The organism is Streptomyces sp. NPDC026672 (assembly GCF_040638185.1).
Taxonomy (GTDB): Bacteria; Actinomycetota; Actinomycetes; order Streptomycetales; family Streptomycetaceae; genus Streptomyces.
The window spans coordinates 123278-149895 of sequence record NZ_JBEZXS010000020.1; the positions used below are offsets into that span (position 1 = coordinate 123278).

23 protein-coding genes and 1 riboswitch are annotated in these 26618 nt (G+C 73.5%); of the genes, 14 read left to right on the forward strand and 9 right to left on the reverse strand.

The genetic code is table 11. The annotated features are described in order from the left end of the window. The first annotated feature begins 113 nt into the window (after positions 1–113). The 3 genes from AB0F77_RS23650 to otsB all read left to right on the forward strand — a co-directional run bounded on the left by AB0F77_RS23650 (position 114) and on the right by otsB (position 2673). Positions 114–1334 carry an extracellular solute-binding protein gene (locus AB0F77_RS23650; protein ID WP_361952077.1) on the forward strand — a complete coding sequence of 407 codons (1221 nt, stop codon included), beginning with the start codon at positions 114–116 and terminating at the stop codon, positions 1332–1334. A gap of 33 nt (positions 1335–1367) precedes the next feature. Beyond that, positions 1368–1601 (forward strand): DUF3263 domain-containing protein, encoded by a 234-nt coding sequence (locus AB0F77_RS23655; protein WP_361951972.1) that lies wholly within the window; start codon positions 1368–1370, stop codon positions 1599–1601. Between the two features lie 205 nt (positions 1602–1806). Further along, entirely contained in the window at positions 1807–2673 is an 867-nt protein-coding gene (otsB, locus tag AB0F77_RS23660; RefSeq protein WP_361951975.1) for a trehalose-phosphatase, read from the forward strand. Positions 2674–3248: 575 nt separating this feature from the next. Here otsB and AB0F77_RS23665 read toward each other — a convergent pair. Both AB0F77_RS23665 and AB0F77_RS23670 read right to left on the reverse strand, forming a co-directional pair. Then, positions 3249–4667, reverse strand: coding sequence for a trehalose-6-phosphate synthase (locus AB0F77_RS23665; RefSeq protein ID WP_361951978.1), 1419 nt, complete (start codon positions 4665–4667; stop codon positions 3249–3251). A 96-nt stretch (positions 4668–4763) separates the two neighbouring features. Beyond that, positions 4764–5708 (reverse strand): glucosyl-3-phosphoglycerate synthase, encoded by a 945-nt coding sequence (locus AB0F77_RS23670; protein WP_361951981.1) that lies wholly within the window; start codon positions 5706–5708, stop codon positions 4764–4766. A 158-nt stretch (positions 5709–5866) separates the two neighbouring features. Then, a riboswitch (SAM riboswitch) is annotated at positions 5867–6007 on the forward strand. A gap of 18 nt (positions 6008–6025) precedes the next feature. Between AB0F77_RS23670 and thrC the strand changes: the two genes are divergently transcribed. From thrC to AB0F77_RS23695, 5 genes are all read left to right on the forward strand, one after another. After that, complete coding sequence (gene thrC, locus AB0F77_RS23675) at positions 6026–7309, forward strand: threonine synthase (RefSeq protein WP_361951984.1); 1284 nt, start codon at positions 6026–6028, stop codon at positions 7307–7309. Then, complete coding sequence (locus AB0F77_RS23680; RefSeq protein WP_361951987.1) at positions 7306–7581, forward strand: MoaD/ThiS family protein; 276 nt, start codon at positions 7306–7308, stop codon at positions 7579–7581. The genes thrC and AB0F77_RS23680 overlap by 4 nt, the downstream gene beginning before the upstream one ends. Before the next feature lie 429 nt (positions 7582–8010). Further along, positions 8011–8214: a cold-shock protein gene (locus AB0F77_RS23685; protein WP_004986573.1), complete on the forward strand. Its 204-nt coding sequence runs from the start codon at positions 8011–8013 to the stop codon at positions 8212–8214. A gap of 294 nt (positions 8215–8508) precedes the next feature. Then, on the forward strand, positions 8509–10131 hold the full coding sequence (gene groL / locus AB0F77_RS23690) for a chaperonin GroEL (RefSeq protein ID WP_361951990.1): 1623 nt from the start codon (positions 8509–8511) through the stop codon (positions 10129–10131). Between the two features lie 213 nt (positions 10132–10344). Beyond that, positions 10345–11472 (forward strand): NADH:flavin oxidoreductase, encoded by a 1128-nt coding sequence (locus AB0F77_RS23695; protein ID WP_361951993.1) that lies wholly within the window; start codon positions 10345–10347, stop codon positions 11470–11472. 204 nt (positions 11473–11676) lie between these two features. On the opposite strand, the gene murQ is transcribed toward AB0F77_RS23695, so the two are convergent. After that, positions 11677–12627, reverse strand: coding sequence for an N-acetylmuramic acid 6-phosphate etherase (gene murQ, locus AB0F77_RS23700; RefSeq protein ID WP_361951996.1), 951 nt, complete (start codon positions 12625–12627; stop codon positions 11677–11679). Between the two features lie 77 nt (positions 12628–12704). Next, positions 12705–13625, reverse strand: a complete 921-nt coding sequence (locus AB0F77_RS23705) for a MurR/RpiR family transcriptional regulator (RefSeq protein ID WP_361951999.1) — start codon at positions 13623–13625, stop codon at positions 12705–12707. Positions 13626–13680: 55 nt separating this feature from the next. On the opposite strand from AB0F77_RS23705, the gene AB0F77_RS23710 reads away from it, so the two are divergent. Both AB0F77_RS23710 and AB0F77_RS23715 read left to right on the forward strand, forming a co-directional pair. After that, positions 13681–14064, forward strand: a complete 384-nt coding sequence (locus AB0F77_RS23710) for a hypothetical protein (RefSeq protein ID WP_361952002.1) — start codon at positions 13681–13683, stop codon at positions 14062–14064. Then, positions 14061–14336 (forward strand): DUF4031 domain-containing protein, encoded by a 276-nt coding sequence (locus AB0F77_RS23715; RefSeq protein WP_361952005.1) that lies wholly within the window; start codon positions 14061–14063, stop codon positions 14334–14336. The genes AB0F77_RS23710 and AB0F77_RS23715 overlap by 4 nt, the downstream gene beginning before the upstream one ends. Here AB0F77_RS23715 and AB0F77_RS23720 read toward each other — a convergent pair. Beyond that, positions 14318–15424 carry a GNAT family N-acetyltransferase gene (locus AB0F77_RS23720; RefSeq protein ID WP_361952008.1) on the reverse strand — a complete coding sequence of 369 codons (1107 nt, stop codon included), beginning with the start codon at positions 15422–15424 and terminating at the stop codon, positions 14318–14320. The genes AB0F77_RS23715 and AB0F77_RS23720 overlap by 19 nt on opposite strands. A gap of 10 nt (positions 15425–15434) precedes the next feature. Continuing rightward, positions 15435–16097, reverse strand: a complete 663-nt coding sequence (locus AB0F77_RS23725) for a hypothetical protein (protein ID WP_361952011.1) — start codon at positions 16095–16097, stop codon at positions 15435–15437. Between the two features lie 129 nt (positions 16098–16226). Between AB0F77_RS23725 and AB0F77_RS23730 the strand changes: the two genes are divergently transcribed. Beyond that, entirely contained in the window at positions 16227–16928 is a 702-nt protein-coding gene (locus AB0F77_RS23730) for a copper homeostasis protein CutC (RefSeq protein WP_361952014.1), read from the forward strand. Between the two features lie 296 nt (positions 16929–17224). On the opposite strand, the gene AB0F77_RS23735 is transcribed toward AB0F77_RS23730, so the two are convergent. Further along, the gene (locus AB0F77_RS23735) at positions 17225–19216 is read right to left on the reverse strand and encodes a UvrD-helicase domain-containing protein (RefSeq protein WP_361952080.1); all 1992 of its coding nucleotides are present in this window, start codon (positions 19214–19216) and stop codon (positions 17225–17227) included. A gap of 445 nt (positions 19217–19661) precedes the next feature. Between AB0F77_RS23735 and AB0F77_RS23740 the strand changes: the two genes are divergently transcribed. Further along, the gene (locus AB0F77_RS23740; protein WP_361952017.1) at positions 19662–19844 is read left to right on the forward strand and encodes a hypothetical protein; all 183 of its coding nucleotides are present in this window, start codon (positions 19662–19664) and stop codon (positions 19842–19844) included. Positions 19845–19949: 105 nt separating this feature from the next. After that, complete coding sequence (locus AB0F77_RS23745) at positions 19950–21038, forward strand: glycosyltransferase 87 family protein (RefSeq protein ID WP_361952083.1); 1089 nt, start codon at positions 19950–19952, stop codon at positions 21036–21038. Here the strand turns inward: AB0F77_RS23745 and AB0F77_RS23750 are convergent. Both AB0F77_RS23750 and AB0F77_RS23755 read right to left on the reverse strand, forming a co-directional pair. Further along, positions 20996–22639: a DNA repair helicase XPB gene (locus tag AB0F77_RS23750; RefSeq protein WP_361952020.1), complete on the reverse strand. Its 1644-nt coding sequence runs from the start codon at positions 22637–22639 to the stop codon at positions 20996–20998. The two genes, AB0F77_RS23745 and AB0F77_RS23750, sit on opposite strands and share 43 nt — an antisense overlap. Positions 22640–22706: 67 nt before the next feature. Further along, positions 22707–25430: a helicase C-terminal domain-containing protein gene (locus AB0F77_RS23755; RefSeq protein ID WP_361952023.1), complete on the reverse strand. Its 2724-nt coding sequence runs from the start codon at positions 25428–25430 to the stop codon at positions 22707–22709. Positions 25431–25607: 177 nt separating this feature from the next. On the opposite strand from AB0F77_RS23755, the gene AB0F77_RS23760 reads away from it, so the two are divergent. Continuing rightward, complete coding sequence (locus AB0F77_RS23760; protein WP_361952026.1) at positions 25608–26582, forward strand: hypothetical protein; 975 nt, start codon at positions 25608–25610, stop codon at positions 26580–26582. Positions 26583–26618: the final 36 nt, after the last annotated feature.

Here is a 26618-nt window from a genome sequence, read left to right on the forward strand (position 1 = left end):
ACTTCCGTGGTGTAGACCTTTACGAGTCCAAATGTCGAACAAGAGTCAGGACAGGAGCTGCGACTGTGGGGCGGCACAAGGCAGGTATCACCGCGATCGTGTCGGCGCTGGGGATGACGGCGGTCCTCGGCGGCTGCGGAACCACGGGGTCCTCCGACGTCACACTCAGACTCGTCGCGGCCGACTACGGCGACTCGCCCGCCAACAGCTCCCGCAAGTACTGGGACGAACTGGTCCGGGCGTACGAGAAGGAGCACCCCGGCGTCCGGATCGACGTCGGCGTCTACTCCTGGAACGACGTTGACCGCAAGGTCAGGGAGATGGTCGACGCCGGGAAGGCCCCCGACCTCGCCCAGATCGGCGCCTACGCCGACTACGCCGCGGAGGGCAGGCTCTACGAGGCGTCCGACCTGCTCTCCATACCCGTGCAGGCCGACCTCCTCTCCCAGCTCGCCGAGGCCGGCCAGGTCAACCACGTCCAGTACGGCATCCCCTTCGCCGCCTCCACGCGCGTCCTCTTCTACAACAAGACCCTCTTCGCCAAGGCCGGCATCACCCCGCCCACCACCTGGGACGAACTCGAGTCCGACGCTGAGGCCCTCAAGGCGGACGGCGTCACCTACCCCTACGCGCTGCCCCTCGGCCCCGAGGAGGCGCAGGCCGAGACCATGCAGTGGCTGCTCAGCGGGGGCGACGGCTACACCGACACCATCGGCACCTACACCATCGACTCCGCGCAGAACGTCCAGACGTTCACCTGGCTCAAGAACGAGCTCGTCGGCAAGGGCCTCACCGGGCCGGTCGCGCCGGGCGAACTCAACCGGGCCGACGCCTTCGGCGCCTTCGCGGACGGGCGGGTCGGCATGCTCAACGGGCATCCCACGCTGATGCGGCAGGCCGCCGCGAAGGGCGTGAAGTTCGGCATGGTGCCCATGCCCGGCCGCACCGGCGGGGCCAAGGCGTCCATGGGCGTCGCCGACTGGATGATGGCCTTCCGGAAGAACGGCCACGCCGAGCAGATCGGCGACTTCCTCGACTTCGTGTACAGCGAGCGGAACGTGCTCGACTTCTCCCGCGAGTACGGGCTGCTGCCGGTCACCGCGTCCGCCTCCGACGCCATGGGCCAGGATGCCGGAGACAAGGACCTGCACGCCTTCCTCGACCAGCTCACCACCGCCCAGCTGTACCCGGTCGGCAAGACGTCCTGGGCCGCGGTCAGCGCCGAGATCAAGAAGTCCGTCGGGCAGGCGGTCGCCCCCGGCGGCAGCCCCGCGAGCGTGCTCAGCCGCATCCAGGCCACGGCCACCACGGCGGACAGCGCCGCGGCCGGCTGAGCCGCTGTCGGTGCCCGGCGCTACGGTTCGGGGATGGAACCGGACGAGCTGGGCCCGCGCGAACGGGCCGTCCTCGCGCTGGAGCGCCGCGGCTTCGCGGGCCCCGGCGCGAAGGAGCGCGCCATACGCGAGGAGCTGGGCCTGGCGCCCGTGCGCTACTACCAGCTCCTGAACGCCCTCCTCGACGACGTCCGTGCCCTGGCCCACGACCCCGTCACCGTCAACCGCCTCCGCCGCCTCAGGGACTCTCACAGAAACCAGCGCTGACGGGGCCCTCCGGGGGTTCGCGGGACGGTCAGGTCCCGGCCGGGGGCCGGCCGTGCCGCGAGGGCGTGCGCCGGTCGCGCCGCGTCGGGGACCTGGAACGCCGAGGGGCGGAACCCCGGGGTGCGGGCGGTCGGGAGGGGGAGCGGTGGGGCGGCTCGTCGGGTCGGGGGGCTTGGCGGGGGGTGTGCGTGGATAGGGTCGGGGCATGGGTATGCGTGTGAGCGACTCGGACGAGACCGCGGGACCGTTGCCGACCCCCGTCACCCCGGCCGGGCGGGAAGGGCTCGCTGCGCTGCTCGACCGGCCCCGCACCGCGGTGGTCGGCCTCGACTTCGACGGCACGCTCGCCCCCATCGTCGCCGACCCCGAACAGGCCCGCGCCCACCCGGACGCCGTGCCCGCCCTCGCCGCCCTCGCCCCGAAGGTGGCCTCCGTCGCGGTGGTCACCGGCCGCCCCGCGGGCGTGGCCGTCCGCCACGGCGGCTTCGCCGACGTCCCCGGCCTGGAACACCTCGTCGTTCTCGGCCACTACGGCGCGGAACGCTGGAACGCCGCCACCGGTACGCTCACCGCGCCCCCGCCGCACCCCGGCATCGCCGCCGTCCGCGCCGAACTGCCCGGCCTCCTCGATCGGATCGGCGCCTGGCGCGGCACCTGGATCGAGGAGAAGGGACGGGCCGTCGCCGTCCACACCCGCCGCGCCGAGGACCCGCAGGCCGCGTTCGAGGCCCTGCGCGCGCCCCTCACCGAGCTCGCCACCCGGCACGGCCTGATCGTCGAACCCGGCCGCATGGTCCTCGAACTGCGCCCGCCGGGCATGGACAAGGGCGTCGCCCTGCTGGACCACGTCCGCGAGACCGGCGCCGGCGCGGTGCTCTACGCCGGCGACGACCTCGGCGACCTCCCCGCCTTCGCGGCGATCGACAAACTCCGCTCCGACGGCGTCCCCGGCCTGCTGGTGTGCAGCGGCAGCACGGAGGTCACCGAACTGGCGGAACGCGCCGACCTGGTCGTGGCCGGCCCGGAGGGCGTCGTGGCCCTGCTACGGGCCCTGGCCACGAGACTGGACTGACCCCCGGCTCGATCACCGCACCGAGCCTCCGGCAGATCCCTGTCCCGGGCTTCCGGCCGATCGCCGTTCCGGGCCTCTGGCCGATCGCTGTTCCGGGCCCCCGGCCGATCCTCGCGCCGGGCTTCCGGCCGACCTCCGTTCCGGGTTTCCCGTCGATCTCCGCACCGGACCTTCGGCCGATCCTCGCGCCGGGCTTCTGGCCGATCACCGCGCCGGGCCTCTGGCCGATCGCCGCGCCGGGCTTCCGGCCGATCGCCGCGCCGGGTTTCCCGTCGATCTCCGCACCGGACCTTCGGCCGATCTCCGCACCGGGCCTCTGGCCGATCGCTGTTCCGGGCTTCCGGCCGATCGCCGCACCGGCCCCCGGCCGATCTCCGTTTCGGGTTTCCCGTCGATCTCCGCACCGGACCTTCGGCCGATCCTCGCGCCGGGCCTCTGGCCGATCGCTGTTCCGGGCCTCCGGTCGACCTCCGCACCGGGCCTCCGGCCGATCTCCGTTTCGGGTCTCCCGTCGATTGTCGGACCGGTCCCCGGCCGGTCTTCGTGCCGGGGCTTCCCGGTCCGGCGTTCCGTGGTCAGGCGTCCAGTGCCCGCAGCTGGTCCAGGAACCACTGGGTCGGGGGCAGGGCGGTGGCCGCGGCGGCGAGACGCTTCGTGCGTTCCGCCCGCTCACCGGAGGGCATCGTCAGCGCCCGCTGCAACGCCTCCGCCGTCCCCACCACGTCGTACGGGTTCACCGTGATCGCGTCCTCGCCCAGCTCCTCGTACGCCCCCGCCTCCCGGGACAGCACCAGCGCGCACCCCTCGTCGGAGACGACCGGCACCTCCTTGGCGACCAGGTTCATCCCGTCCCGGATCGGGTTCACCAGCGCCACGTCGGCCAGCCGGTACGCCGCCAGCGACCGGGCGAAGTCGTCCTCCAGGTTCAGCAGCACCGGCGTCCAGCCGGGCGTCCCGTAACGCGAGTTGATCTCCTCCGACAGCCGCCGCACCTGCGCCGTGTACTCCCGGTACACCGCGAGGTCCTGCCGGGACGGATAGGCGAACGCGACGTGCACGACCCGCTCGCGCCACTCGGGCCGCTCCTCCAGGAGCTGCCGGTAGGCCAGCAGCCCGCGCACGATGTTCTTCGACAGCTCGGTCCGGTCCACCCGTACGACGGCGCGCCGCGCGCTCCCGTCCGGCCCCGTGCCGATCTCCTCCCGCAGCGTAGCCATCCGCTCGTCGACGTCCGCCCGGTGCGAGCGCTCCCGCAGGAACTCCGCGTCCGCGCCCAGGCCGTGCACCCCGATCCGGGTGCCCGCGGGGATGCCGGGCCCGAGGACGTCGTGGCAGCAGGCCGTGAACGCGTCCGCCCAGCGGCGCGTCAGGAACGCCGCCCGGTCCGCGCCGAGGATCCCGCCGAGCAGCTCGGCCGCGATGTCGTCGGGCAGCAGCCGGAAGTAGTCCGGCGGCGCCCACGGGGTGTGCGAGAAGTGCCCGATGCGCAGATCGGGCCGCAGTTGCCGCAGCATCCGCGGCGCCAGCGCCAGGTGGTAGTCCTGGATCAGCACGGCCGCGCCCTCGGCGGCCTCCTCGGCCAGCGCCTGGGCGAACGCCCGGTTGTAGGCCCGGTACGACTCCCACCGGCGCCGGAACTCCGCGTCGAAGACGGGCTCCAGCGGTGTCTGGTAGAGCATGTGGTGGACGAACCACAGCACCGAGTTCGCGATCCCGTTGTACGCGTCCCCGTACACGTCCGCCGGGATGTCCAGCATCCGCACGCCCGGCTCGCCGACCCCCCGCCGTACCGCCTCGCGGTCGCCGTCGCCGAGCGCGGCGCACACCCACAGCGAGTCCGCGTCCGAGCCGATCGCGGACAGCCCGGACACCAGTCCGCCGCCGCCGCGCCGGGCGTGCAGCGAGCCGCCCGCGTCGTCGGGCCGGACCTCGTACGAGACCGGGCCGCGGTTGGAAGCCACCAGCACCTGTGCAGCACCCTGCGTCGAAGCCATAAGCCTCAACCTAGCCCGGCCCGTAAACGCTCAAACGTACGGTCCACCCCACGTGGGCGCTGTATACGGCCGTTCTCGCGAGGCCGCCGCCCGCGGTCAGGCGACCCGGCGCGCCGCGTACTCCGCGATCTCCGTCATCGGCGGCCGCTCCTCGGTGTCCACCGAGTAGGTGCGCGGCTCGAACCCGTCCTCGCCGCGCTCGAACTGGGTCAGCGACGGGCGGACCAGATGGCCGCGGGCCAGCCGCAGCTGCGCGGTGCGGTAGATCGCGGCGGCCATCCTGCCCAGCGCCTGCCCGTCCTGGTGCCGGTGCTTGCGCACGCCGACGTCGACCTGCGCGAGGGCGTCCAGACCCACCAGGTGCAGGGCGTCGACCAGCATGCCCAGCTCCACGCCGTAGCCGACGGGGAACGGCAGCTGTTCGAGCAGCGAGCGACGGGCGGCGTACTCCCCGCCGAGCGGCTGCACGAAGCCCGCCAGCCGCGGCCAGTGCATGTTCAGCAGCGGGCGGGCCATCAGCTCGGTGACCCGGCCGCCCTGCCCCGAGGCCCCGCCGAGCGGCCGGTCGTACATCGCCTTGACCAGGTCCACCCCGGGGTCGGTGAGCAGCGGGCCCACGATCCCGGAGACGAAGTCGGAGGAGAACTCGCGCAGGTCGGCGTCGACGAAACAGACGATGTCCCCGCTCGTGACCAGCAGCGAGCGCCACAGCACCTCGCCCTTGCCGGGCACGGCGGGCATCCGCGGCAGGATCGCGTCCCGGTGGACGACCCGGGCGCCCGCGGCGGCGGCCACCTCCGCGGTGCGGTCGGTGGAGCCCGAGTCGACGACCACGATCTCGTCGACGAGCGGGACCTGTTGCACGAGGTCGTGACGGATGATCGCGACGATGTCGCCGACCGTCTCCTCCTCGTTGAGGGCGGGCAGGACCACGGAGACCGTGTGTCCCGTGCGCTGTTTCGCGGCCACGATCCGGTGGAGCGGGCGATCGGTCACCGACCAGGAGCGGGTGGCCAGCCAGCGCTCGACTTCTTCCAGCACAGTCAGCGGCTCCTCACTGTCGTGATCACACCAGGTGACCGTGTGATCCATCTCGCGGTTCGGACGACTATCTCAACTGTCCTGGCCTTCGGTTACAGTCTTGAACAACGCCGGTGACCATCGCATGTCGGGGGTCGAGGGCGTCCACAACCGCATACAGCTCATCCAGAGGGGCAGAGGGACACGGCCCGATGAAGCCCCGGCAACCCTCCAGCCGGTTCTCGTTCTCCGCGAGGCTCCCGGCTAGGGAAGGTGCCAAATCCGTCTCACGACGAGATGCGTCGTGAGGAAGATGAGGAGAAAGGGCCTCGCCTCACATGGCTGCGCAGACTGTTGCCACCACTTCGGACCCCACGGTCGACCTCGGTCCCGCCACCGCCCTGAGCTGCCGCGAATGCGGCCACCGCGTGCCCCTCGGCCCCGTGTTCGCCTGTGAGGAGTGTTTCGGCCCGCTGGAGATCGCCTACGACTTCTCGGCGTACGACACCGAGGACCTGCGCAAGACGATCGAGTCGGGCCCCGCGAACATCTGGCGCTACGCACCGCTGCTGCCCGTCCCCGCCGACGTGGCCGGCAAGCCCAACATCAACCCCGGCTGGACCCAGCTCGTCAGGGCCGACAACCTCGCCCGTGAACTCGGCGTCACCGGCGGCCTGTTCGTCAAGGACGACTCCGGCAACCCGACGCACTCCTTCAAGGACCGGGTCGTCGCCCAGGCCCTGGAGGCCGCCCGCGCCTTCGGCTTCACCACCCTGTCCTGCTCCTCCACCGGCAACCTCGCCGGTGCCGTCGGCGCCGCCGCCGCCCGCGCCGGCCTCCGCTCCTGCGTGTTCATCCCGCACGACCTGGAGCAGGCCAAGGTCGTCATGGCCGCGGTCTACGGCGGCGACCTCGTCGGCATCGAGGGCACCTACGACGACGTGAACCGGTTCTGCTCCGAGCTGATCGGCGACCCGGTCGGCGAGGGCTGGGGCTTCGTCAACGTCAACCTGCGGCCGTACTACGCGGAGGGCTCCAAGACCCTGGCGTACGAGATCTGCGAGCAGCTCGGCTGGCGGCTGCCCGACCAGATCGTGGTCCCGATCGCCTCCGGCTCCCAGCTCACGAAGATCGACAAGGGGCTCCGGGAGCTGATCGCGCTCGGCCTGGTCGAGGACCGGCCGTACAAGATCTTCGGCGCGCAGGCCGAGGGCTGCTCGCCGGTGTCGACGGCGTTCAAGGCGGGGCACGACGTGGTCCGGCCGCAGAAGCCGAACACGATCGCCAAGTCCCTCGCCATCGGCAACCCGGCCGACGGGCCGTACGTCCTCGACATCGCGCGCCGCACCGGTGGCGCCGTGGAGGACGTGACGGACGAACAGGTCGTCGACGCCATCCAGCTGCTGGCGCGCACGGAGGGCATCTTCGCGGAGACCGCCGGCGGGGTGACGGTCGGTGTGACGAGGAAGCTGATCGAGTCCGGCGCCCTCGACCCCACCCTGACGACCGTCGTGCTCAACACGGGCGACGGCCTGAAGACCCTCGACGCGGTGGCCGGCACCGGCCTGACCGCGACCATCCGTCCGACCCTGGACTCCTTCCGAGAGGCTGGCCTCGCATGAGCGTGACCGTTCGCATCCCCACCATCCTGCGCACCTACACGGGCGGGCAGGCCGAGGTCGACGCCGAGGGGGGCAACCTCGGCGAGGTCATCGCCGACCTCGACCGGAACCACACGGGCATCGCCGCCCGCGTCCTGGACGACCAGGGCAAGCTGCGCCGCTTCGTCAACGTGTACGTGAACGACGATGACGTCCGCTTCGAGCAGGGGCTGGAGACCGCCACGCCGGACGGCGCGGGCGTGTCGATCATCCCGGCCGTCGCCGGCGGCTGATCATTACCTTCGGTAATCCCGGTTACCGACCGTTCGTTGAATTGCCCCCTCCGTGAGAGAAGCGGAGGGGGCAATTCAGTGGGGTTGAACGCGGTAGAGTTGGGGAACGCGCTCCCCGACTTCGGGTCGGGAGCCCCGGATTCTTTGTGCGCGCCCGGCAAGAAGCAGCCAAAGTACCTGGGCCTTTTGTGGCTTACACCCCCTTTGTGTGGCCCGACTTGACCAGAATTCAGATGAATTCTTGGTAGATTCCGGACCGCGCCCGTCCAGATTTCTCGTCCGATTGACCTGTTGCAGACGGCAGTTGGGCAGATACATTCAGCCGCGGTCGACGCGTTCCGGCGCACGCCCCCAACCTTGGGGGGTGAGGTCTGACCCGGGTCCGCGAAGTGTGGATCTGTGCAAGGGCCAGTAATAGGGGAGTTAGGCATGGCTCAGGGCACCGTCAAGTGGTTCAACGCGGAGAAGGGGTACGGCTTCATCGCGGTCGACGGTGGTGCGGACGTCTTCGTCCACTACAGCGCGATTCAGATGGACGGCTACCGCACCCTGGAAGAGGGTCAGCGGGTCGAGTTCGAGATCTCGCAGGGCCAGAAGGGCCCGCAGGCCGACATGGTTCGCGTCACCGCCTGAACGTCTTACCACGAAGGGCCCGCGCCTCCCGGGGTGCGGGCCCTTCGTGCTGCCCGCCCCGGGGCGGCCCGACGCCCCGCGCTCCCCGCCGATCCCGGGAGGCGCTTGCACTCGACCATGCCGAGTGCTAATCATTGGCGTTAGCACTCTGAAGGTGAGAGTGACAATGAAGGACCGGGTCGGTGAGGCCCGCAGGCCGGGTGGGGCAAGGAACCACGAGGCCGGCGAGCCGTCCGTCGCGGGCGCGGGCGCGGTCCGAAGGAATCACCCCCAGTCCTGGAGGGACCACTTCACATGGCCAAGATCATCGCGTTCGACGAGGAGGCGCGGCGCGGCCTCGAGCGCGGCATGAACCAGCTCGCGGACGCCGTCAAGGTGACCCTCGGCCCCAAGGGCCGGAACGTCGTCCTCGAGAAGAAGTGGGGCGCCCCCACGATCACCAACGACGGTGTCTCCATCGCCAAGGAGATCGAGCTCGAGGACCCGTACGAGAAGATCGGCGCCGAGCTGGTCAAGGAAGTCGCCAAGAAGACGGACGACGTCGCCGGTGACGGTACGACCACGGCGACCGTCCTCGCTCAGGCCCTGGTCAAGGAGGGTCTGCGCAACGTAGCCGCCGGCGCCAACCCGATGGCCCTCAAGCGGGGCATCGAGAAGGCCGTCGAGGCCGTCTCCGCCGCCCTGCTGGAGCAGGCCAAGGACGTCGAGACCAAGGAGCAGATCGCCTCCACGGCCTCCATCTCCGCCGCCGACACCCAGATCGGCGAGCTCATCGCCGAGGCCATGGACAAGGTCGGCAAGGAAGGCGTCATCACCGTCGAGGAGTCGCAGACCTTCGGTCTGGAGCTCGAGCTCACCGAGGGCATGCGCTTCGACAAGGGCTACATCTCGGCGTACTTCGCCACCGACATGGAGCGTATGGAGGCGTCCCTCGACGACCCGTACATCCTGATCGCCAACTCCAAGATCGGCTCCGTCAAGGACCTGCTCCCGCTCCTGGAGAAGGTCATGCAGTCGGGCAAGCCGCTGCTGATCATCGCCGAGGACGTCGAGGGCGAGGCCCTGTCGACCCTGGTCGTCAACAAGATCCGCGGCACCTTCAAGTCCGTCGCCGTCAAGGCCCCGGGCTTCGGCGACCGCCGCAAGGCCATGCTGAACGACATCGCCATCCTCACCGGCGGCGAGGTCATCTCCGAGGAGGTCGGTCTCAAGCTCGAGAACACCTCCCTGGACCTCCTGGGCAAGGCCCGCAAGGTCGTCATCACCAAGGACGAGACCACCATCGTCGACGGCGCCGGCTCCTCCGAGCAGGTCGCTGGCCGGGTCAACCAGATCCGCGCCGAGATCGAGCAGTCGGACTCGGACTACGACCGCGAGAAGCTCCAGGAGCGCCTGGCGAAGCTGGCCGGCGGCGTGGCCGTCATCAAGGCCGGTGCCGCCACCGAGGTCGAGCTCAAGGAGCGCAAGCACCGCATCGAGGACGCCGTCCGCAACGCGAAGGCGGCCGTCGAGGAGGGCATCGTCGCCGGTGGCGGCGTGGCCCTGCTCCAGGCCTCCCAGGTCTTCGAGAAGCTGGAGCTCGAGGGTGACGAGGCGACCGGCGCGCAGGCCGTGAAGCTCGCGCTGGAGGCCCCGCTGAAGCAGATCGCCGTCAACGCCGGCCTCGAGGGCGGTGTCGTGGTGGAGAAGGTGCGCAACCTGACCCCGGGCCACGGCCTGAACGCCGCGACCGGCGAGTACGTCGACCTGGTCGCCGAGGGCATCATCGACCCGGCGAAGGTGACCCGTTCCGCGCTGCAGAACGCCGCCTCCATCGCCGCGCTGTTCCTCACCACCGAGGCCGTCATCGCCGACAAGCCGGAGAAGGCCGCCGCGGCCGCTCCGGGCGGCATGCCGGGCGGTGACATGGACTTCTGATCGACCCAGGTCGATCGACTGTCCTTCGCCGAGGGCGGCACTCCCGGACACGGGGGTGCCGCCCTCGGGCGTGTCCGGGATCACAGGGACCGGGGCGGTTGTGCGTTCTGGCACTTCGATGCGCGTACACATACCATGCGGTTTGTGCAGAGGCGGGCCGCGCACAGGCGGACCGTGCGCACCACCCCACACATCCCCTGAGGAGTTCTCCACGTGACCGTCACCGCGTCCCCCGCGTCCCGCGCGGCCCGGATCCTCGCCAGGCCCTTCACCCTGGGCGGCCTCACCGTCGCCAACCGGATCATGATGGCCCCCATGACCCGGCAGTTCTCCCCGGGCGGTGTCCCCGGCGAGGACGTCGTGGCGTACTACGCCCGCCGTGCCGCCGCGGGTGTGGGACTCATCGTCACCGAGGGGACGTACATCGGTCATGAGTCGGCCGGCTCGAGCGACCGCGTCCCGCGGTTCCACGGCGAGGAGCAGCTGGCGGGCTGGGCGAAGGTCGCCGAGGGCGTGCACGCGGCCGGCGGCCGGATCGTCCCGCAGCTGTGGCACATCGGCATGGTGCGCGAGCAGGGCCAGCCGCCCTACGCCGAGGCGCCCGCCGTCGGCCCCTCCGGGCTGCGGGTCGACGGCACCGAAGGCACCGGCCGGGCGATGACGCGGGCGGACCTGGACGCGGTGATCGGCTCCTTCGCCGAGGCCGCCGCCGCGGCCGAGCGCATCGGGTTCGACGGCGTCGAGCTGCACGGCGCGCACGGCTACCTCATCGACCAGTTCCTGTGGTCCGGCACCAACCGCCGTACGGACGCGTACGGGGGCGACGCCGTGGCCCGCACCCGGTTCGGCGCCGAGGTCGTGGCCGCCGTGCGCGAGGCCGTGTCGGCGGACTTCCCGGTGATCTTCCGTTACTCGCAGTGGAAGCAGGGCGCGTACGACGCGCGGCTCGCCGAGACGCCGCAGGAGCTGGAGGCGATCCTGGCGCCGCTCGCCGCGGCCGGGGTCGACGCCTTCCACGCCTCCACCCGCCGCTACTGGCTCCCCGAGTTCGACGGCTCCGACCTCAACCTGGCGGGCTGGACGAAGAAGCTGACCGGCAGGGCGGCCATCTCGGTCGGGTCGGTGGGCCTCGACGGCGAGTTCCTCCGCAGCTTCAGGGGCGAGGGCGCCCCCGTCAGGGGCATCGACAACCTGCTGGACCGGCTGGAGGCCGACGAGTTCGACCTCGTAGCCGTCGGCCGGGCGCTGCTCCAGGACCCCGAGTGGGTGGTGAAGGTGCTGGCCGGCCGCTTCGACGAGCTGGCCCCCTTCGACGCGAAGGCGCTCACGACGCTCGTCTGACGCGGTTCCGACGCCGGCCGGTCGCTCCCCGGAAGCCGCTCCCCGAGAGCCATTTCCCGAGAGCCGCTCCCCGGAAGCCGCTTCCCGGGAGGGGAGCGATCGGCCGCCGTTCACCGTCCGGGCCGGACCGGACCGCCCTCGCCGCGGGAGCGCGGGGCGCCGGGCGTCGCGTCCGGCGTCACGGGGCGGGACCGGGCGATGTGCTCACCGGTGGGCCGATCCATGGGGTGCCGCGGTCAGGGCCTCGCGGAGGTGGCCCGTGGAGCGGGTCAGGAGCCGGGCCGCGGTGGGGGCGTCCACGCCGGTCAGGAGGGTGAGGATGGCGTTCTTCACCTCGCCGCCGGTCGCGGTGAGGGCCGCCTCGATCTCCTCGTCCGGCGCTCCCGTGGCGAGCGCGACGATACGGCGGGCGCGGGCGCGGAGCTTGTCGTTGGTGGCGCGCACGTCGACCATCAGGTTCCCGTACGTCTTGCCGAGCCGGATCATCGTGATCGTCGACAGCATGTTGAGGACGAGCTTCTGCGCCGTGCCGGCCTTGAGGCGGGTGGAGCCGGTGAGTAGTTCGGGCCCGACGACGACCTCGATGCCGTGCTCGGCCGCCGCGGCGAGCGCGCTGCCGCTGTTGCAGGACAGCCCCACGGTCAGGGCGCCCCGGGTCCGGGCGTGCTCGACCGCGCCGACCGCGTACGGCGTGCGCCCGGAGGCGGAGACGCCGACCACCGTGTCGTCGGCGGTGAGGCCGAGCGAGTCCAGGTCCTCGCGGGCCAGCTCCCCGGAGTCCTCGGCGCCCTCCACGGAGGTGACCATCGCGTCCGGGCCGCCCGCGATCAGCCCGACGACCCGGTCGGGGTCGGTGCTGAAGGTGGGCGGGCACTCGGAGGCGTCCAGCACCCCGAGCCGCCCGGCGGTGCCTGCGCCGGCGTAGACCAGTCGCCCGCCGCGGGCCATGCGGGCGGCGATGGCGTCGATGGCCGCGGCGATCTCCGGCAGCCGCTCGGCGACGGCGGCGGGCACCCGGGTGTCCTCGCCGTTCATCAGCCGGGCGATGTCGAGGGTGGGCAGCCGGTCGATCTCGGCCAGTTCGGGCCGGAAGGCTTCGGTGGTCAACTGCTCCAACTGGGCACGCAGAGCGTGGGAATCGGACGTGGAGGTCATACGAAGCGGCTCTTTCCGGGTTCGTGCGAATACGGGTCGGGGCGCCCATGGATCCCCACCATGATCGGCCCCGGAGGTCACCTGGGCGAACGGTGGCGGTGGGCCAGCGCCTCGTAGGACGCGGCGAGGGCCGGCGCCGCCGACTCGTAGGTCCGCTGTGCCACCCCGATGAACAGGCAGTCCACGACGAGCAGTTGGCTGGTCCGGGAGGACATCGCGGCGGGCCGCAGCTCGCTCTCCCGGGACGTCGACGTGGTGAGCACGTGGTCGGCGTACTGCGTCACCGCGGAGTCGGGCCGTCCGGTGATCGCGACGGTGGTCGCCCCGCGTTCGAACGCCACCCGCAGTGGCTCGATCACGTCGCCGGTCGACCCGGAGTGGGTGATCGCGATGGCCACGTCCCCGGCGCGCAGCTGCACCGCGTTGGTGACGGCGAGATGGGGGTCGCCGTGCGCGTGCGCTATGAGACCTATGCGCAGCAGCTTCTGGGTGAGGTCCTGGGCGACGAGCCCGGACGCGCCGATGCCGTACACATCGGTGCGGCGTGCGCCGGCCAGCGCGCCGACGGCCGCGCCGAGCTGGGCGGTGTCGAGGCCGGCGGCCGTGTCGGCGAGCGTCTGCTGCTCCTCGTAGGCAAGTTTGGCGACGACGTCGGCGATCGGGTCGTCCACGGCGATGTCGGTGGTGAGGGCGGGCGCGCGGCCCGACTGCTGCTGCGCGGCGAGGCCGGCGAGGGCCAGGCGCAGGTCGCGGTAGCCGGGGTAGCCGAGCAGCCGGGCGGTGCGCACGACGGTCGCCTCGCTGGTGCCGGTGAGTTCGGCGAGGCCGGTGACCGTGAGGGCCGCGCAGCCGGCCGGGTCGCCCGCGACGGCCTCGGCGACGCGCTGCATGGAGCGGGTCATGGACGGCGCGAGCGTACGCACCTTGGCGGCGAGGGCGGCCGGCGCGGGTGGCGTGCCCCCGGGTCCGCCGAAAATTTCCTTCACGTCCTGGGTCACCAGTGAAAGATATTTTCGTCCCGGTGTCGGGGTCAAGACCACGCACAATGGGAGCATGGATCCCATCAACCCGCTGGAGCAGTCGCTGCACGCGGCACGCGCCCGTGTCCTCGCCGATCTGGTCGCGGGCGAGGTCGCCGAGGCGGACGTGGTCTCGCTGGTCGAGGACTCCGTCGCACAGCGCCGCTGGTGGGTCGAGCAGTGGCCGGACGGCGTGGCCTATGTGGCGGGTCTGGTCGCCCAGGACGTGCAGGACGCCCTGCTGGAGCGCTACGGACGCTGGCCGCTGTGCCCGGTGTGCGGCTCCGGCGACCCGCACGCGCTGGACGTCGAGCCCGAACTCGGCCCCGATCCGCACTGGGTGTGCCACAAGGCGGGTGTGAAGGTCGCCGCCGTCGGGACGCTCGGGCGGGCCGAGGGCGGGGCGCCGCTCTCGTGACGGTCTACATCGACCCGCCGGACTGGCCCGGTCACGGCCGGATGTGGTCGCACCTGGTGAGCGATGTGTCCTACGACGAACTGCACCTGTTCGCCGAGGAGTTGGGCGTGCCCCGGCGGGCCTTCGAGCGCGACCACTACGACCTCCCCGCGCACCGGTACGGGGACGCGGTCGCCGCCGGCGCGGTGGAGGTCCGCAGCCGTGAGGTGGTGCGGCTGCTGTACACGGCCGGGCTGCGCCGGCCCAAGGGGCGTCAGGCCCGGCGAACGTAGAGCAGCAGCGAGCCCGCCACCGCGTCGTGCCGTGCGTGCGCGGCCCGCTCCTCGGCCACGCTCGCCGGGGCGAACCCGGCGCGGGCCACCACGCCCTGCGAGGCCGTGTTGTCCGGCTCTATCGCCGCGCACACCGCCGTCACGTCCTCGCGCGCCAGCGCCCACGCGGACAGCGCGCGCAGCGCCTCGGTGGCGTACCCGTGGCCGCGGGCGGCCTCGACCAGGTCGTAGCCGACCTCGACGCGGCCCTCCTCGTCCGGGGCGCCGTGGAAGCCCATGCCGCCGACGGCCCGTCCGTCCTCGCGGCGCACCAGCGCGAACAGCCCGAACTCGGGCCGCAGCACACCCTCCTCGTACGCGGTGACGGTCATCGCGGCGGCCTCCCGCGTGCCCTCGTACGGCCCGCCGTCCAGCCAGTCGAAGCCGCCGTCGCCGCCCAGGCGCAGATCGCGGGCCTCGGACGGGCGCACACCCCGGAGGGTGAGGCGTCCGGCGGGCAGGACCAGGTTGTTGTGCCAGCGCCAGTCCGCGACCGGGGCGCGGCCGGGCAGGTCGCCGCGGCCGGTGGCCCACAGCAGTGTCGGCCAGGCGGCCGGGCCGGGCCGGACGTGCGGGAAGATCCGGGTCAGGACCGCCTCGGCCAGCTCCTCGGAGGGCGTGTACGCGAGTCCGAGGCCCTCGGCGACGTCATGGGTGTGCAGCAGCACCTCGGTGACGCCCATGGCGGCGAAGCCCTCCCGGTCCGCGGCGCCGAACGGGTAGGGGTGGAAGGCGCGGACGTCGCGGGGAGCGGTGCGGACGGCGGCGGCGAACAGGGCGCCCGCCGTCTCGATCACCTGGACGAGGTCCGTGTTGTCCGCGCCCTCGTCGAGGGTGATCCCGAAGGGGACGTACGCGTCCGGCGCGCGGGCCGCCAGCTGGCCGGCGTACGCGATCAGGTCCTCGGCGACGTGGAACGCCGTCCGGTGGCAACTCCACTCCAGCCGCCCGGCGTTCACCGCCGTCCAGTCCCGGTCCAGCGCCGTGCGCAGCGCCGCGGCACAGCCCGCGACCGCCTCGTCCACCTGATCCCCGCCCCAAGCACGCATGGGGGGCACCCTAGGGGGCGGGCTCCGCCGGGGGCGACAGCATTTCCAGCTCGGCGGCGAGGTTCCAGCGGGCGGTGGCCTCCCACTCGGCGGCGCCGTACGGGGTGTGGAAGAGGCGCGGCAGGGCGAGGAGCCGGCGCAGGATCTCGGCCCGGCCCGCGCGGAACGCGTCGTTCGGCACGAAGCGGTACTCCTCGCGCACGGCCGCGGTGTAGGCGGCGTACGCGGACGGCGACGCCGCCAGGATCGCGAGGTCGGCGTCGCACAGCACCTGGCCGTCGCGGTCGTCGTCGGCCGGGTCGTGTCCGACGGTCAGCCGGACCAGCCGGACCACCTCGGCGGTCCGCGCGCCGGACACGCCCGCCTCGGGCAGCGCGCGCTCGGCGAGCCGCGCCGACCGGTCCTCGTTCTCGGAGCGCTCGGGCCGGTAGACGGCGTCGTGGAACCAGGCGGCAAGGCGCACGACGTCCGGGTCGGCCGCGTGGCGCTCCAGCGTGTCGACGTGGTCCAGGACCGCGGTGAGGTGCGTGAGCGTGTGGTAGTGCCGCTGCGGCTCGGCCCACCGGGCGAGCAGGTTGTCGGCGTACGGCAGCGGGTCCGGGCCGCCGCCCGGCCCCCGGGCCCCTTCCAGGGCCAGGGCCCAGCGCCTGCGCAGCGCGTCGAGATCGACCATGCGCTCATTCTCCCGCCTCCCGCGCCGCCGGGTGCCGGGGGCGGCCTCGCGGCGCCGTGGGCTTCCGACGTACCCTGATATTGGACTAGACCTGTAGCCGCTCCAGGGAACACCGACGGAAGGGGTCCTATGAGCACGCGTACGGTCCTGGAGGTGATCGCCCTCGGTGTCGAGGACGCGGTCGCCGCTCAGGAGGGAGGCGCGGACCGTCTCGAACTGGTCACCGACATGGCGGCCGACGGGCTGACCCCGTCGGCCGTGACCTTCGCGGGCATCCGGGCCGCCGTCGACATCGACCTGCGCGTGATGCTGCGGCTCGCGGACGGGTTCTCGGCGGGCGGCCCCGCCGGGGTGGACCGGCTCGTCGCCGTGGCCCGGGAGCTGCGGGGCGCCGGGGCCGACCAGTTCGTGCTCGGCTTCCTCGACACGGACGGGAGCGTCGACCTGGGCGCCGTCGAGCGGGTCGTCGCGGAGCTCGACGGGTGCGCGTGGACGTTCCACCGGGCGATCGACCGGGCCGCCGACCGGGACGCGCTGCGCAAGCAGCTCGCCGAGCTGCCCGGCCTCGACAACTACCTGACCGCGGGATCGGCGGCGGGGGTGGACGACGGCATGGCGACGCTGCTCGCCGAGGCGGGCCGGGGCGGGGAGCCCGGGTACGGGCCGACGATCCTCGTGGGCGGCGGGCTGCGCCTCGACCACGTCCCCGCGCTCCGCGACGCCGGCCTCACCGCCTTCCACATCGGCGGCGCGGCCCGTCCCCAGGGCTGGTCGGGCCCGGTCTCCGCGAGCTCGGTGGCCCAGTGGCGAACCATCCTGGACGCCGACTGACCTGCACCGCCGGGCGGGCACCCTTCGGCGCAGGCGCGCGGCGTCTCCCGCCCGGCCGCGGCCACTGCCCGGCCGCGGCCGGGTGGGCGCCGGGGGCCCGGCGGCTCCCGGCGGCGCCGGGGCGCTCGCCTGCCGTTGCCAGGGGGTGTCGCCGGTACCGTGCCGCGCCAGGGCCTCGGGGCCGCCCGACCGGGGCTTGGTGCCCCAACAGGCGACGTTCGCCCCGTCGCGACGCCCGGCACGCACTCTCGCACCGGACGCCGCTCCTCGACGGGCAGACGTCGCCCGCCGGGGCCCTAGGCCAACTGCTCAGGGAGCGGTGCCTCGTGGGTCACGATCAGGCCCGAGACCGCTCGGGTCAGGGTGACGTACAGACGGCGCAGGCCCGTGCGTTCGTCCGGTTCGCCGTCGACCACCGCGCGGGGCTCGTCCAGGACCACGTAGTCGTACTCCAGGCCCTTCGCCAGTGACGCGGGGACCAGCGTCAGCCGGGTGTCCCGGGTGGTCTCCTCACCGGGGGAGAGGTACGTGATCCCCGCCGCCGTCAGCGCCCCGGCCAGCTCGGGGACGCGGGCGTCCGCCGCGATCAGCCCCGTCGACCCCTCGTTGCGCAGCAGTTCCCCGCACGCCGCGAGCACCTCGCCGGTCCCGGCCACCGCACGGACCTCGAAGAAGCCCGGGTTCTCCCGGACCGACGCGACCGGCGTGAGACCGGGCGCGATGTGCGGCAGCAGCCGGGAGGCGTAGGTGATCACGTCCGTCGGCACCCGGAAACCCGCCGTCAGCTCCTCGATCACCCCGTCCGTCTTGCCCAGGTGCGCCAGCGCCTCGTCCCAGCTGCGCGTCGCCCACGGCGTCGTGCCCTGCGCCAGGTCCCCGAGCACCGTCGCGCTGCCCGTCGTGCAGCGGCGCCCCACCGCCCGGTACTGCATCGGCGAGAGGTCCTGCGCCTCGTCGAGCACCACGTGCCCGAGCGAGTGCGTGCGCTGCACGAGGTCGGCGGCCTCGTCGATGAGCACCGCGTCCGCGGGCGACCACTTCGCCGACTTCACACTGCGCACCGGCTTCGCCCACAGGACCGTCTTCTGCTCGTCGGCGGACAGGACGCCCTCCGCGTGCTCGGCGAGGAAGTCCGCGTCGGTCAGCAGCCGCAGCACCAGCTTCGCCGGGTCGACCGCCGGCCAGATCTCCCGGACCGCCGCCTTCACCGCACTGTTGCGGGCGACCGCGTCCTGGACCCGGTCGTCCGGCGCCTCCCCTGCCCGCTCCATCTGCACCAGCACCATGTGCGCGATCCGCTGCGGCAGGGCGTCGCGGGCGGCGCCGTACCGGATGTCCCGCCCGTCGCGGTAGCGACTGATGTTACTGATCAACTCCCGGACGATCTCCTCCAGTTCGTACACCGGCACTCGCCAGCGGCGCGAACCGCGCACCACCACGACCGGCTCCGTCGGCAGGGTCACGTGTGCCCGCACCGCCCGCCGCAGCACCTCCGCCATGCGCGCGTCGCCCTTGACCACCGCGGCCGCCGCCTCGTCGGTGCCGCGCACCTCCACACCCCGCGCGACCAGGTCGTCCACGGTGGCCTGCTGCACGGCCAGCTCGCCGAGCGCCGGCAGCACCTGCTCGATGTAGTGGAGGAAGGACCGGTTCGGCCCGATGACCAGCGTCCCGGTGCGGGCCAGCCGCTCGCGGTGGGCGTAGAGGAGGTAGGCGACCCGGTGCAGCCCTACCGCGGTCTTCCCGGTGCCGGGGCCGCCCTGCACACACACCGTCCCGGACAGTCCGGAGCGGACGATCTCGTCCTGCTCGGGCTGGATCGTCGCCACGATGTCCCGCATCGGGCCCACACGCGGGCGCTCGATCTCCTGCTGGAGCAGTTTGCTGGTGGTCGCCGCCTCCGCCGGGTCCGACAGGTGCTCGTCCTCGTACGCCGTGAGGTCGCCGCCGGTGTAGCCGAAGCGGCGGCGCAGCGCGACGTCCAGGGGGTCCTTCCTGGACGCCCGGTAGAACGGCTGCGACACCGGTGCCCGCCAGTCGATGACCATGGGGTCGCCGCCCGCGTCGTGCACATGCCGCCGCCCGATGTAGAACCGCTCTCCCCCGGCGCCTTCCGCCCGGTCGGCGCCGGGAGCGTGCAGGTAGTCGAGGCGGCCGAAGAACAGCGGGGTGTCGCTGAGGTCGGCCAGCGACTTGATGCGCTCCTCGATCTGACGGGCCAGGACCTCGGCGTTCACCCAGTTCGCGGTGACGTCCTTGATGTCCAGCGACTCGGCGTCCTCGCGCATGGCGCGCAGGGCGGAGCGGGACTCGGAGAGGTGGGAGCGTTCCCTGGACAGGGGGTCGTCGGCGGGCGCGGACAAGGGGGTGCCTCCGGAGGTGCGGGACGTCGATGACGGGAGCCGTCCGGTTTCCGGCCGGACGGCGGCACTCCGAGCAGGAGGCGGGCAAGAGAGCGGATTCTAATGAGCGGGGGCGGCCGGGGGCCAATCCTTTTCCCGCCCCGAGGTCTTCCCGCCCCCCGAGGTCTTCCCGCCCCCCGAGGTCTTCCCGCCCCCCGAGGTCCTCCCGGCCCCGTGGTCATGTTTTCCCGGCCCCGAGGTCTTTTCCGTCCCCTAGGGGGCAGGGCCGTACGGCGTAGGGGACGGGTCACCCCGTGGGGGGACGGGACGGTGCCCGGAACCGGTCCTCGGACCGATGTCCCGTCCGGGCCGGCGGAGCCACCATGGAGACATGAGCGCAGCAACCATCCACCCCGTCCCGGCCCGTGCCAACGGCGCCACGGCCGTCGACGCCACCGTCCCGCACCACCGCCTCGGCGACGCCCTGCGCGCCGTGAAGGTGTTCCTGGGCGCGGCGTTCCGCGTCGTGATCCTCGGCGAGTACGGCGAGGAGGCGGGCGTACGCCGAAAGTGACCGCATAGGTTCACCTCCGTGGCCAAACGGACGGTGACCTCCCTCGTTCTCCTCGTACTGTCCCTCTCCTCCCTGACCGCCCTCTGCGTCCTGCGGCAGGTGCCGATGGCGGACGCGCTGGTCTACCGCGCCGAGGGCGAGGCCGTCCTCCACGGCGGCGACCTCTACGGCCTCACGGTCACCGAATGGCGGCTCCCGGCGACCTACCCGCCCTTCGCGGCCGTCCTGTTCGTCCCGGCGGCACTGCTTCCCGTCCCGGTCCTCAAGGCGCTCTTCCTCGCGGGCAACGCGCTCCTGCTCGCCGTGTTCGCCGCCCTCTCCGCCCGCCTCGCCGGCCGGCCCGTACGGCTCCCGCCGCTGTGCGCCGCCACCGCGGGCGCCGTCTGGCTCGAACCGGTCTTCCAGACCCTGCTGTTCGGGCAGATCAACCTGCTCGTGGCCGTGCTCGTCCTGTGGGACCTCACCCGGCCCCCGGGCGCCCGCGGCCGGGGCGTGGCCCTGGGGGTCGCGGCCGGGATCAAGCTCACCCCGGCCGTCTTCGTCGTCCACCTCGCGCTGACCGGCCGCCGCCGCGAGGCCGCCACGGCGGCGGCGACCTGCGCCGCGACCGTCGCCCTCGGCACGCTGCTGCTCCCGGCGGCCAGCGTCGACTACTGGACCAGGCGGCTCTACGAGACCGGCCGCGTCGGCAAGCCCTGGATCGTCGACAACCAGTCGCTCCAGGGCCTGATCGCCCGGATGTCGGGCGACCCGGCGCCCTGGGCCCTGTGGGCACCCGCGGCGGCGGTCGTCGCGGCGGGCGGGCTGTGGCTCGCGGTGCGCGCCCGCGACGAACGGCACGGGCTGCTGCTGACGGCCGGCACCGCGCTGCTCGTCTCGCCGATCAGCTGGTCCCACCACTGGGTGTGGTGCGTGCCGCTGCTCGCGGTCCTGCTGGCCGACGGCCGATTCCGCCTCGCGGCGCTGACCGCGGCCCTGTTCACGGCCCGCACGATGTGGCTGCTGCCGCACGAGGGCGACCGCGACCTGCACCTCGCGTGGTGGCAGCAGCCCCTGGCGTCCCCCTACGCGCTGTTCGCCCTCGCCCTGCTCGCCGTACGGCTGCCCGGGGCACCGCGGCGGGTCGCGGTGCCCGGCGAACCGCGGCGGGCTCAGCTCTCCGTGAGCAGGTCGTCGGCGTCGACGATCCGGTAGGCGTAGCCCTGCTCGGCCAGGAAGCGCTGGCGGTGGGCGGCGAAGTCCTGGTCGATGGTGTCCCGGGCGACCACCGAGTAGAAGTGCGCCTGGTGGCCGTCGGCCTTGGGCCGCAGCACCCGGCCGAGGCGCTGAGCCTCCTCCTGGCGGGAGCCGAACGTGCCCGACACCTGGATGGCGACCGTCGCCTCCGGCAGGTCGATGGAGAAGTTCGCGACCTTCGACACCACCAGCACGCTGATCTCGCCCTCGCGGAACGCGTCGAACAGCTTCTCGCGCTGGGCGTTGGACGTCTCGCCCTTGATGACGGGCGCGTCCAGGTGCTCGCCCAGCTCGTCCAACTGGTCGATGTACTGGCCGATCACCAGGATCTGCTGGCCCGCGAACCGCCGGACCAGCGCCTCCGTGACCCTCCGCTTCGTCGCCGTCGTCGCACAGAAGCGGTACTTCTCCTCCGTCTCGGCCGTCGCGTACGCCAGCCGCTCCGAGTCGGTCAGGTTCACCCGGACCTCGACGCAGTCGGCGGGCGCGATGTAGCCCTGCGCCTCGATCTCCTTCCACGGCGCGTCGAACCGCTTCGGGCCGATCAGCGAGAACACGTCCGACTCCCGGCCGTCCTCGCGCACCAGCGTCGCCGTCAGACCCAGCCGCCGCCGCGCCTGGAGGTCGGCGGTGAACTTGAAGACGGGCGCCGGCAGCAGGTGCACCTCGTCGTAGACGATCAGGCCCCAGTCGCGCGAGTCGAAGAGTTCGAGGTGCGGGTAGACGCCCTTCCGCCTCGTGGTCAGCACCTGGTACGTCGCGATGGTGACCGGCCGGATCTCCTTGCGGGTCCCGCTGTACTCGCCGATCTCGTCCTCGGTCAGCGAGGTCCGCTTCACCAGCTCGTGCTTCCACTGCCGGGCCGAGACCGTGTTGGTGACCAGGATCAGCGTGGTCGACTTGGCCTGCGCCATGGACCCGGCGCCGACCAGCGTCTTGCCCGCGCCGCAGGGCAGCACGACGACACCGCTGCCGCCGTGCCAGAAGTTCTCCACGGCCTGCTTCTGGTACGGCCGGAGCGCCCAGCCGTCCTCGGCCAGCTCGATCGGGTGCGCCTCGCCGTCCACGTACCCGGCGAGGTCCTCCGCCGGCCAGCCCAGCTTCAGCAGCAGCTGCTTGATCTGGCCGCGCTCGGAGGGGTGCACGACCACCGAGTCCGGGTCGATGCGGGCGCCGACCAGCGGGGCGATCCGCTTGGACTTCAGCACCTCCTCCAGGACCGGCCGGTCGGTGGTGGTCAGGACCAGCCCGTGGGCGGGGTGCTTGCTGAGGGTGAGGCGGCCGTAGCGGTCCATCGTCTCGGCGATGTCCACCAGCAGCGCGTGCGGCACCGGATAGCGGCTGTACTGCACCAGCGCGTCCACGACCTGCTCGGCGTCGTGCCCGGCGGCCCGCGCGTTCCACAGGCCGAGCGGTGTCACCCGGTAGGTGTGGATGTGCTCCGGCGCCCGCTCCAGTTCGGCGAACGGGGCGATGGCACGACGGCACTCGTCCGCCCGCTCGTGGTCGACCTCCAGGAGCAGGGTCTTGTCGGACTGGACGATCAGCGGACCATTCACGCGCGGCACCCTTTCCCTACGGCCGACGTCAGCGGCCAAACGTCCAGTGTGCCCTACCGGCCGCCGATCACGACGGGTCGTCCGCCAGCTCCGCCACGCCCGTGACCCGGTGCAGGGGGTAGGTGCGCACCTCGTCCGCGGTGTGGTCGTACGCCGTCACGAAACCGCCCTCGACCCGGATCGGGGCGATGACCCGCTGGCTCGCCGCGCCCTCGGCGTTCACATACCCGATCCACAGCGCCTCACCGGTCAGCACGGCGGCCTGCATCGTGGCCAGGGTCTCGGCGGCGCCGGTGCGGGGCAGCTCGCCGTTGTGCGCGGGGGCGCCGTCGCCGGCCGGCTTGCGCGGGGTCGTGGCGGCCAGGTCGCCCGCCCTGATCGCGCGGATCGCCGCCGACAGCAGGGTCGTGTCCGGCGGCGGCGGACCGTCCGGGACGGGCTCGGGCGCGGTGCGCGGCGGGGTGCGGTGGGCGAGGGCGCGGGTGATGAGCACGTCGCCCTCGGCCGATTCGGCCGCCGGGGCGTAGCCCATCGTGCGCAGCCCCTCCAGGAGGGTCGCCGGGGCGGCCTGGGCGGCGAGCACGGTCGGGGCGAGGAGCCGGAGGCCGAGGGCGGCGGAGCGCCGGTCGGCGAGGATCTCGCCCAGGAGGGTGTCGTCGTCGCAGCGGACGTACGCCGACGCGGCGCCCACACGCAGCCGGCCGTGCCGCCTGGCCACGTCGTCGATCAGGTACGCCAGCGGCTGCGGCACCGGGGTGCGCGAGTGCGCGGTGAGGAAGGCGTGCAGGTCGGACGCGGACCGGCCGGCGTCCAGGGCGCGGCGCACCGAGGCGGGCGTGAACCGGTAGACGGTCGCGCCCCCCTTCGACTCCACGTCCGCCAGCACCCCCAGCACATCCGCCAGCGGCCGCTCCAGCGGTCCCGGTGCGACGGCGGTCAGATCGGCCTGGAGCAGCACGTGGTCCAGCGGCTCCGGCAGCAGCGGCGCGAGCAGTCGCACGGCGGCCCCGGAGGCGACGACCTGCTCCGCGGACGAGAGCGGCACCACGGCCCGCTGCCGATGGTGCGCGGGCAACTTGTCCCCGGCCCCGGCGGGAGCGGACGGAAGGGAGGCGCCGGGGGACGCGGAGTCTCCCGCGCCGGAGCGTGCGGTCGTGCGGCGGGTCGCGGGGGCGGGGGAGGTGCCGGCCGTGGTGGCGGGGTCCCCGGGGGCGAGGGACGCCCCGGTATGTCCCGCACCGGCGCCCGACCCGGCCGTGCCGGTGCGCCGTGTCGGCCTCGTGTCGTCGGTCGTCGGCGCGGGCGGTGGTGCCGGGGCTCCCAGGAGGGCACGGGCGTGGGAGGACAGGGCTCCGCGGCCCGTCAGGCCCAGGAGTTCGGACTCGGTGAGGGTCCAGCGGGCCAGCCGGGAGCGGAGGTCGTCGTCCTGCTGGGGGCCGCGCAGCGGGCGCTCCCAGCGCAGCCGGATCAGCACCGACTCGGGCGCGGGGGCGCAGCCCTCCGGGAGCGCGGCCAGCAGGCTCAGCACCCGGTGCCGTACCTCGGGCGCCGCCGACCGGTCCAGGCCGGGGCCCAGTGCCGACAGCGCCCGGTCCTTCGCGTCCCGCCCGCCGACCAGACCCGGCGTCCGCGTCGCCGTCAGCCACGCCTCCGCCAGCCGCGCCCACCGCTCGGCCGGGGGAAGCTCCAGCCACGAGTCGTACGCCGGGGTCGCCGCGTACCGCTCGTCCGCCTCGCCGTCGGAGGCCAGCAGCCCCGCCGCGTAGGCCAGTTCCACCCAGAACGCGGCGACCGGCTCGGGCACGTCCAGGGCGACCGCCGTCCGCTTCAGGTCCCGCACGCTCAGCCCGCCGGCCCGCAGCACCGCCGGCCCGCCCTCGTCCCAGTCCTTCAGCAGCTCCTCGACGGTGGCCAGCGCCGTGTACGCCTGCCCGGCCGCCGTGGCGTCCACGGTCTCCGGGCGGTGCGTCGCGGCGGCCTCCACCGCGGGCGGCACCGCCTCGGCCACGCGGTGCGCCTGCCCCGCGCGCAGGTGCAGCGCCACCTCGCGGGGCAGGACGACCGTGCCGGGCGCCGTCGGCAGCAGCAGCCCCCGGTCGAGCAGCCAGCGCAGCCGGGGCGCCGGATCGGGCGTGACCTGCCCGTACGGCGGCCCCCACACCAGCCGGTCCAGCACCTCGCGCGACTCCTGCGGCGCCCCCGCAAGCAGCTCCGCCATGCGCGTACGGTCCCCGAACAGCGCGGACAGCGCCGCCGCCGCGGACACCGGGTCGTGCGTCGAGGGCAGTCCGGCCGCGGTGACGATCTCCTGGATGCGGCCCGGGGACATCCCCGCGGTCGCCTCCTGCACGGTGGGTCCGAGACCGGTCGGCGAGGGGTGCTGCGGCGACGGCGCCAGCACCTCGCGGGCCGTGCGCACCAGCCGCAGCCGGTCGTCGGCGCCCCACACCAACGCCTGCTCGCGCAGCACGCCGAGCGCGTGCGGCAGCGCGGCGGCCACGGCGGGGTCCCCGGCGTCGCCCGCCATCAGCCCGAGCAGTTCGCCGTACGCCGCCGGGTCCGCCGCCACGGCCAGCGCCTCCGCGGTCTGGAGCGTGAACCGGTCCAGCCGCTCCAGCGCGCGCAGCACCGAGGCACGGGTGCCCGCCCGGGTCGCCAGCTGCGTCAGATCGGTGGGGACGGGCGTGACGAGGTCGGGGCGGCCGTGCAGCAGCGCGGCCAGGGAGGCGTCGTCCCTGTCGCGGAGCGCCTCCGCGAGGGAGCGGGGCGCCGGGCGGTCCTCGGGGCTCATCTGCCCCACGGTACCGGCGCGGGCTCGCCCGGTGCCGGGGGCCGCCGCCCCAATTCCGTCCGGCCCGGCGCGGCACCGGCCGGCGCACGGGGGAAGGGGGGAGATGCCCGGTCTGTGCCGGCGGCGGTAACGTCTTGCCCCACGGGGTGACAACGCGCCCGCCCCGGAGGGGACTTCGTGGGTATCGAGAGCGACCAGGTCGTCTACGAGTATCTGAGCCGCGTCGGCGACGTGGCCCAGCAACGGCAGCTGCCGTCCGCCACCCGGATGCGGCTGGTGTCCGAGCTGCGCAACGAGATCGACCGGCACCGGGCGAAGACGACCGTCGACAGTCCCGCCGCCGTGCGCCGCATCCTCGACCGGCTGGGCAGCCCGGACGACGTGGTCGCCGCGGCGGGCGGCACCGCCGTGGCGCCGTGGACGCCGCCCACCGCCGTCCCCGCGCAGCCCGCGCCGTCCGAGACCCGGCCCAAGGGACTGCGCCGGGCCGTGCCCCGGCCCCGCCCCGCCGCGCCGGAGCCCCCGGCGGACGTGCCCTCGCCGCCGCACCTTGCGAGCGAGGGGGAACTCGGCGGCAGCGGCAGCGCCGTGCGGAACGACTGGTGGCGGGTGGAGAGCAGCCCCTTCGACGTGGGCGACGGCGTACCCGGGTTCGTCGGGGGCGTCGAGATCCCCGATCTGCTGAAACCGCCGCCGAGGGAGCCCGAGCCGGAGGAGAAGGAGGCGCGGGCGCCGGAGCCGGTGGTGGAGGCCGCCGAACCGGTGGCCGAGCCGCCCGCCGCCCGCCGGCGCCTCGCCCTGCCCCGGCCGGCCGCGGGCTGGAGCAACCCGCTGCTGCTGCTCGCCGCCGCGGCGCTCGTCGTCGGCGCGGTCCTCGGCAACGGGTTCGCGCTGATCCTCGGCTGGGTCATCGCGTACGGCTCCCGTCGGCTGACGCCCGCCGAGACCAAGTGGGCCGTGCTCGGCCTGCCCGGCCTGGCCCTCGCGGGAGGCGTCGTCTGGCTGTGGGGCCGCGGCGACGGCCGCTGGGGCGACCCCATCGCCCAGGGCCACATGAAGGACGCCCTCACCCAGACCTGGCCCTGGATGCTCCGCGCGGCGGCCGTCGCCTCGGCCCTCTACCTCCTCTGGCGTTCCCAGCGCGCCCGTTGAGGCCCGGCACGCCGTGCGGCCGCCGGTCCGGCGCCC

Coding starts and splice junctions, on each gene's coding strand:
- AB0F77_RS23725 (WP_361952011.1), bottom strand. CDS start 16,097: ATGGTCGATCTCGACGCGCTGCGCAGGCGCTGGGCCCTGGCCCTGGAA.
- groL (WP_361951990.1), top strand. CDS start 8,509: ATGGCCAAGATCATCGCGTTCGACGAGGAGGCGCGGCGCGGCCTCGAG.
- AB0F77_RS23650 (WP_361952077.1), top strand. CDS start 114: ATGACGGCGGTCCTCGGCGGCTGCGGAACCACGGGGTCCTCCGACGTC.
- AB0F77_RS23655 (WP_361951972.1), top strand. CDS start 1,368: ATGGAACCGGACGAGCTGGGCCCGCGCGAACGGGCCGTCCTCGCGCTG.
- AB0F77_RS23755 (WP_361952023.1), bottom strand. CDS start 25,430: ATGAGCCCCGAGGACCGCCCGGCGCCCCGCTCCCTCGCGGAGGCGCTC.
- AB0F77_RS23665 (WP_361951978.1), bottom strand. CDS start 4,667: ATGGCTTCGACGCAGGGTGCTGCACAGGTGCTGGTGGCTTCCAACCGC.
- AB0F77_RS23730 (WP_361952014.1), top strand. CDS start 16,227: ATGAGCACGCGTACGGTCCTGGAGGTGATCGCCCTCGGTGTCGAGGAC.
- murQ (WP_361951996.1), bottom strand. CDS start 12,627: ATGACCTCCACGTCCGATTCCCACGCTCTGCGTGCCCAGTTGGAGCAG.
- AB0F77_RS23735 (WP_361952080.1), bottom strand. CDS start 19,216: ATGCGCGAGGACGCCGAGTCGCTGGACATCAAGGACGTCACCGCGAAC.
- otsB (WP_361951975.1), top strand. CDS start 1,807: ATGGGTATGCGTGTGAGCGACTCGGACGAGACCGCGGGACCGTTGCCG.
- AB0F77_RS23745 (WP_361952083.1), top strand. CDS start 19,950: ATGGCGGACGCGCTGGTCTACCGCGCCGAGGGCGAGGCCGTCCTCCAC.
- AB0F77_RS23720 (WP_361952008.1), bottom strand. CDS start 15,424: ATGCGTGCTTGGGGCGGGGATCAGGTGGACGAGGCGGTCGCGGGCTGT.
- thrC (WP_361951984.1), top strand. CDS start 6,026: ATGGCTGCGCAGACTGTTGCCACCACTTCGGACCCCACGGTCGACCTC.
- AB0F77_RS23680 (WP_361951987.1), top strand. CDS start 7,306: ATGAGCGTGACCGTTCGCATCCCCACCATCCTGCGCACCTACACGGGC.
- AB0F77_RS23710 (WP_361952002.1), top strand. CDS start 13,681: ATGGATCCCATCAACCCGCTGGAGCAGTCGCTGCACGCGGCACGCGCC.
- AB0F77_RS23685 (WP_004986573.1), top strand. CDS start 8,011: ATGGCTCAGGGCACCGTCAAGTGGTTCAACGCGGAGAAGGGGTACGGC.
- AB0F77_RS23740 (WP_361952017.1), top strand. CDS start 19,662: ATGAGCGCAGCAACCATCCACCCCGTCCCGGCCCGTGCCAACGGCGCC.